Origin of the sequence: Pedobacter ghigonis (assembly GCF_903166585.1) — a bacterium.
Classification (GTDB): domain Bacteria; phylum Bacteroidota; class Bacteroidia; order Sphingobacteriales; family Sphingobacteriaceae; genus Pedobacter; species Pedobacter ghigonis.
This window is the reverse complement of sequence record NZ_CAESCM010000038.1, coordinates 1-1,362: the sequence shown is the minus strand read 5'-3', so window position 1 is coordinate 1,362 and position 1,362 is coordinate 1. Positions and strand designations below refer to the sequence as shown.

At 40.4% G+C, this 1,362-nt stretch carries 2 protein-coding genes; both read left to right on the top strand.

All coding sequences use genetic code 11. The features are described from left to right. Nucleotides 1–356: ISAon1 family transposase N-terminal region protein (locus HWV58_RS24235; protein ID WP_449415945.1), on the top strand; the 356-nt coding region annotated here is incomplete at its 5' end. Beyond that, nucleotides 349–1,332 carry an ISAon1 family transposase gene (locus HWV58_RS24230; RefSeq protein WP_235972813.1) on the top strand — a complete coding sequence of 328 codons (984 nt, stop codon included), beginning with the start codon at nucleotides 349–351 and terminating at the stop codon, nucleotides 1,330–1,332. The genes HWV58_RS24235 and HWV58_RS24230, both read left to right, overlap by 8 nt. Nucleotides 1,333–1,362: the final 30 nt, after the last annotated feature.

Sequence of the window (1,362 nt, the reverse complement as noted above, 5' to 3'; positions counted from 1 at the left end):
CCTTGAATCAGGCCGAACAAACCCTTATCAGTTTTTTATTACCAGAAGGCATTCTGGATTATTTCGAAATACTCAAAGTCGAAAAAGAGCCAAAAGAGCTTCAGATCTATCTTGAAGAAAAGAATATAGCTCCATCTGGCTACCAGATAGCTGAACTTGAATCCAAAGGATTTCTTCCGGAAGTTGCCATTCAGGATTTTCCTATCCGTGGGCAAAAGGTTGCTTTACGCATCAAGAGACGTAGATGGACGGTAAAAAAGAGTGGCGATATCATCAGTAGGGATTGGGATTTAGTAAGAAAAGGGGCTCGGATGACTACGGAATTCGGTCTTTTTTTAAAAGGAATATTTGGATAACCATCCCATTAGCTGCTATCATTTAGGACATTATTTCCAAATAGATGGCAAACAACTCCAGGAACAATATAAGGAGCATATTAGTGATTATAGTAGCTGGGACCAGAAAGCGCATGCGGATGACTGGATGCTTTTTATACAGAATGTAAGCCCCAGGCTCAGTATTGATGAAACAGCTTTATCTAATGGAGAGCTTTATACTATTGTAACCAATAAGGAAGCCAAAGGTAGAAAGGGTGCTATTGTAGCGATGATCAAGGGTACAGTGGCCGAAAAGATTATATCTGTACTGAAAAAGATTCCGGAAAGACTGAGAAAACGAGTGAGGGAGGTGACCATGGATATGGCTGCCAGCATGCAATTGGCGATAAAACGGTGTTTTGTAAATGCGCATCGGGTAATTGATCGTTTCCATGTTCAGAAATTGGCTTACGATGCAGTTCAGGAAGTTAGGGTAAAGTATCGCTGGGAAGCTATCGATGCAGAAAATGAGGGTATTGCAACGGCAAAAAAGAACAAAATTGCTTACCAGCCAGAAGCATTAGCCAATGGAGATACAGTAAAGCAATTGCTGGCGCGGAGCAGGTATCTTTTGTTTAAGCATCCCTCGAAATGGACGCGGAATCAAGAACTTAGGGCAGAGCTACTTTTCGAGAGATATCCCAAATTAGAAAACGCATATAATATTGCCCAAAAATTGGGAGATATATTCAGGGTGTGCAAAAGTAAGGAGCAGGCCTTTAAAAGATTGGCAATCTGGTATAATGAGGTAGAAGCATGTGGAATTGATTCCTTCAGGACTGTTGCCAGATCAATTCAATCGCATTACCTGTATATCCTTAATTTCTTTATTAACAGGGCTACGAATGCTTCTGCAGAATCTTTCAATGCTAAGATCAAAGCCTTTAGAGCAACATCGAGAGGTGTAAGGGATGTTAAATTCTTCTTATTCAGATTATCGAAAATATATGCATAAAAGATATCCCCCCAACTTTTCCGCTTGATC